Below are 4,891 nucleotides of genomic sequence, written 5' to 3' on the forward strand. Positions count from 1 at the left end.
CCTCGGCTCCACCTCCGGCACCCGCGATGACGGCACGTACATCGCCCTGGTTCGGTTCGACTCCGAGGAGGCGGCCCGCCGCAACAGCGAACGTCCCGAGCAGGGCACCTGGTGGGCCGAGACCGAGCGGTGCTTCGACGGCCCGGTCACCTTCATGGACTGCCCGGACGCGATGGAGTGGCTCGGCGGCGGCTCCGACGATGCCGGGTTCGTGCAGATCATGGAGGGCCGCACCACCGACGCGCACCGGCTGTCYGAGCTGATGGCCCAGGCCGGCGACAAGCTACCCGGGGTGCGGCCGGAAATCCTCGGCGGCACGTTCGCCGCCGCCGGCGACGGCGGATACGTCGAGGCGGTGTACTTCACCACCGAGCCCGAGGCCCGCGCACACGAGAAGGTCACCGTCCCCGACGATCTGCGTTCGCTGTTCGAGGAGGAAGGCCGGCTGATGGGCGAGGTCGACTACTTCGACCTGCGCGAGCCCATGCTGGTCTCCGCGTCGCGGTAGCGACAACCACCCGCCGCGCGCCGCACCGGCCCCCGGTGGTGAGGGGCCGGTGTGTGCCACGGCCTCTTCGAGCACCCGCGTCCGGCCCGGCCACCGCGTGTGATGGCGCCGGGCCCTGCGGCTCTCCCGCAGGAGTGCCGGCGTCGAACGGGAGAGCGATGTGCCTACGCACCACACGCCGCTCTCTCCCAGGATGGGTCCGGCCGCCTCGGCCAGGACGCACCCGAGCTGCGGTCCCTGCGTGCCGGCGACGTCCTCGACAATGCCTCCCGCGCCGCGGTGCGCGCACACGCGACATTGCCGACTGCACTCGCGCACTACGTGGACGCCGGTCTCCTGGTGCTGTCGTCGCCGAACCTGCATGCCCACGTGATCGCCACCAGTCAGCGGGCGCTCATCGTCACCACGAACCCCTCCCACAGACCGACGTGTTGCCGGTCCCTGCCCCGTCGGCCAATCGCGAGTCGCACTGTGTACCGGCCGGCGGGGTCGAGACCGCCCGAGTCTGGGAGCGAGCGGCGCTGACCACACTACGGCGACAGACGTTCACCGTCCCCGGATCGCACCGACACTCGCGCCGAGCGGACAGACAGGAACTACTCCCGGCAGCGAGGTGCGGCGCGTTCCCACCAGTCGATCCCCTCGCCGTCGGCGACACGCCTCTCCAACGAACGCGCGGTGAACTCGACCTGGGCCGGAACCGGACCAGCAGACCGTCCACAGCTCCCTCGCCGCGAGGTGATAGTGGTGCAAGACCTCATCGACGGTGGACGCGTCCACCTCGCCGGCCCGGAAACGGTCCACCTCCGCCGCGAAACACTCGAACTCGGCAACCCACCCGCCCCTTCCATGCGAGTGGTCCGTCGATGCGCCACGGAGATCAACCGGCCGTCCTCTCGCCAGAAATCAGACCCCGGCACCGCAATCCGGTACTACAGGAGCCATCGTTCGCGGAGAGTCGAATCCGATCCGGACCCACGGCCTCCATCGGCATGAGAATCAGCGCCAGATGTGAACCCTCCGACCGAAGGGGTCCGGCGGCCGGAGGGTCTGGCCGTCGCGGGGTTTGACGTTCCGAGGTCACGCGGCAGCACGCCCATCGGATACCCGCAACTGACTGGTTTACTCCTCAGTCGAGAACGCACCGGTCCAGCTGACCGAGGGCGCCTGCCCCCGCCCGCTGAGCGGATTCCTACGGCCTGATGAGCCGGACCGAGTCGGGCCCAACGGACCCCGACATGAAACCGGAAAGTGTGTTCGAGTATCGGGGTGCGGCCGCTGGTCACCGCCCTGATCGTCGTCGCCCGTCCGGACTTACCCCTGGGGACGACCCCGTGAGGCCAGTGTCGACGAAGACCGGAATCGGGCGGCACGGCATCTTCTGCGAGACCCGCAAAGCCTCACACGGGCCGCACCGAACATCATGCGACGAACCTTCACATCGGGTATGCATTGTTCAGGGCGTCGTTCAACCCATTCAAGACGGTTCACGACAGCCGTCCGGCCAGATGATCTCGTTACTCGAAGGGCAGGTGAATGGCCACCCAGAAGCGGGCGGAGGTCACTCGTCGCGCGTTGCTGGATGCCGCGGCCGAGGTGTTCACCCGCCGCGGCTATGCAGAGACGAAGCTGAGCGAGGTCCTCACCCAGGCCCGGGTCACCAAGGGGGCCCTGTACTTTCACTACGCCTCCAAGGAAGAACTCGCCCGCGCCGTCGTCGAGGAGGGCACGAGGCGGTTCACTGCCGTGTGCACCCCGTATCTCGCCTCCCCCACGCCGGCATTCGAGGCCATGATCGGCATCTCCTTCGTCACGGTCGACGCCGCCCTCCACGACGCGGTGATGGGCGCAACGTTCCGCCTCATCACCGAAATGGGCGACTACCGCAGTCCGGAGACGGACACCTTCGCGACCTGGATATCCACCTACCAACTCCTGGCCCGCCGAGCAATCGACGAGGGTGACCTGCGCGAGGACACCGATCCGGACGCTGTCGGGCAGCTCCTGGTGGAACTCTTCGCCGGGGCACGCCTGCTGGCGACGGCCACCGACAACCCCGCCACCCTGCCGACGCGTACCGCGATGGCGTGGGAGCTGCTGCTCCCGGTGCTGGTGACCACACCGAAGATCGACTACTTCCGACAATTCGTCACCCGCAGGTTGCCCACGGTGCGGCTGCCGTGAAGGGTGCTGTGTCAGGAAGCTCCGTCTGGAGCGCGGCCGGACCGCCACCGAACGCAGCCACGGCAACCGCAGACCGGACTTCGCGCTGGGGTCCGCGCCAACCGACGCGGGGGTCAGCGGCCGCGTTCGCGTCGAACCCGATTTCCTCCCCTCCGCGGTCACCCGGATGCGCCTGTGGCACACCACCGTCTAACAACCCGGCGCCAACGTGCGAGGGCGTACGCGATGACCAGCGGCGGACCAGGAGTGGCCTCCACACCGGCGTGCACCCCTCCCCCCGCGTGGCTGCTGCGACATACCAAATGGAATGACTGCGGCTCCGACCAACCCGGTGGCCGCTTGCAGCGGCGTGAGGCGATCATCCAGGTGACTGACGACAACGCGTAAATCTTCCCGCCCGCGGTCGTGGACTCCGAGGCCATCGCCATTCCCCATACCCGCCGCGCGGTCGCCCCTCTCCTGTGCACCCGAATCGACCTGGATCATTCCGGTGCGGGACACCGAGAACATTCTCGCCGACCTCGGACACCCCAACCCACGGCCGGGAACCGACCACCAAATCGTCTCCCCCAGCCTGCGTGCCGCACTGCTCCGACTCGGGAACCTGTGACACCGGCGTCTCACTCGCGGTCAGTCCAGACCCAACGCGGGCCCGGCACCGGCAACGCCGTCCCGCCCGCAAGGCTGTCGGTCCTACATCTCCGCCGATCCGTTCCGCAACCCGCACGACGCCAACGACATTCATCTGAGAGTCCGGGGCGTTGACCACGACGGCGCACTCCGGCCGACAGGTGGCCAACCGCTCGCTTGGAGCCTGCACGACTGCCTCACACCGCACCCGCCACGTCGCGGCGAGTTGCGTGGCCGCGGTATGTGACGAATCATCCTCCACAGCTTGACATCACAGCTAACTTCGATGTCTGTCCGATGCGTTAGTCCACGTCCAATTGTCGGCCACCGGAACCGGTGTCGCACGCCGGCGCACATACTGTTGGGCACGGCCGAGAAGGTCGGACTGACCGTGGGACCGTAGAGCGCTGCCGATCCGTGGCGCAGGCCCTGACCAGGCATGATCGGCGACGTCCTGCCCTACCTTGCTATAACGCTCACCCTCAGTGGGGCATGCCTGGTCGACCTCGCCCCACTCCGGGCAATCCTGAAGCGTTCGGGCATATCGCCTCCGGTCCCGCACTGCCCCCATGATCACCACACCCGCCCCCGCCGACACCCACAAGAGGATCGCGACGATCGACACCGCCCGCGCTGCGACGGAAGACCGCATCGCCTCCGTCGGAGAACATGACCCCGACCAGGGCATATGCATGTGTAGAGCGTGTTGCCCGATGGTCACGGTGTCGTTTCGGGGTGCTGTCTTCGGTGCATGTGCCCGGGTGAGCGAAGTGTAAGCGCACCGACACCACACGCCATCGAGCGGACACATTCCGCCCCTATGGTTCTGCGAATCTTCAACCTCAGGAGCTAAGCCGTGACAACACTATCTCAGCGACCTTCGAACTCATCCCATTCCCCCGTATCGGTCCGGCATCGGATCGACAACTGGGACCCCGAGGACGTGGCCGCGTGGGAGGCGGGCGGAAAGAACATCGCCCGCCGCAACCTCGCCGGCTCCATCCTGGCCGAGCACATCGGGTTTTCGGTGTGGTCGGTGTGGTCGGTGATGGTGCTGTTCATGCCCGCCGCGGTCTACCACATCGACGCCGCCGGAAAGTTCTTCCTCGTCGCCGTACCCACCCTGGTCGGCGCGGTTCTCCGCCTGCCCTACACCTTCGCCACGGCCACGTTCGGTGGCCGCAACTGGACCATCATCAGTGCACTGGCCCTGGCGGTGCCGATGACCTTGACCTTGTACTTCATCTCGCGGCCCGAGACCTCCTACACCACGTTCATGATCGTCGCCGCGTTCGCCGGACTCGGCGGCGGGAACTTCGCGTCCTCGATGACCAACATCAACGCGTTCTACCCGCAACGACTCAAAGGCTGGGCCCTGGGGTTGAACGCGGGCGGCGGGAACATCGGCGTCCCGGCCATCCAGTTGATCGGCCTGCTCGTCATCGCCACCTGGGGCAACCGCAGCCCACAGATCGTCTGCGCGGTGTACCTGGTGCTCATCGGCATCGCCGCCGTCATCGCGGCCCTGCACATGGACAACCTCACCGACCAGAARACCGGCGCACGATC

Annotated in this window: 3 protein-coding genes and 1 pseudogene; all 4 read left to right on the forward strand. The window is 67.4% G+C overall.

The genetic code is table 11. From position 1 onward, the window contains the following. A partial coding sequence (locus AC1DWT_RS49425; protein WP_477926084.1) for a hypothetical protein occupies positions 1-508 on the forward strand: 508 nt, incomplete at its 5' end. Between the two features lie 102 nt (positions 509-610). Next, positions 611-937, forward strand: a pseudogene (locus AC1DWT_RS49430) (hypothetical protein); the annotation flags it as partial. Positions 938-2,044: 1,107 nt separating this feature from the next. Continuing rightward, positions 2,045-2,692 (forward strand): ScbR family autoregulator-binding transcription factor, encoded by a 648-nt coding sequence (locus AC1DWT_RS49435; RefSeq protein WP_206015595.1) that lies wholly within the window; start codon positions 2,045-2,047, stop codon positions 2,690-2,692. Between the two features lie 1,486 nt (positions 2,693-4,178). Then, the coding region (locus AC1DWT_RS49440; RefSeq protein WP_477926085.1) for an MFS transporter at positions 4,179-4,891 on the forward strand (713 nt) is incomplete at its 3' end.

The organism is Rhodococcus sp. P4_B6 (assembly GCF_056402215.1).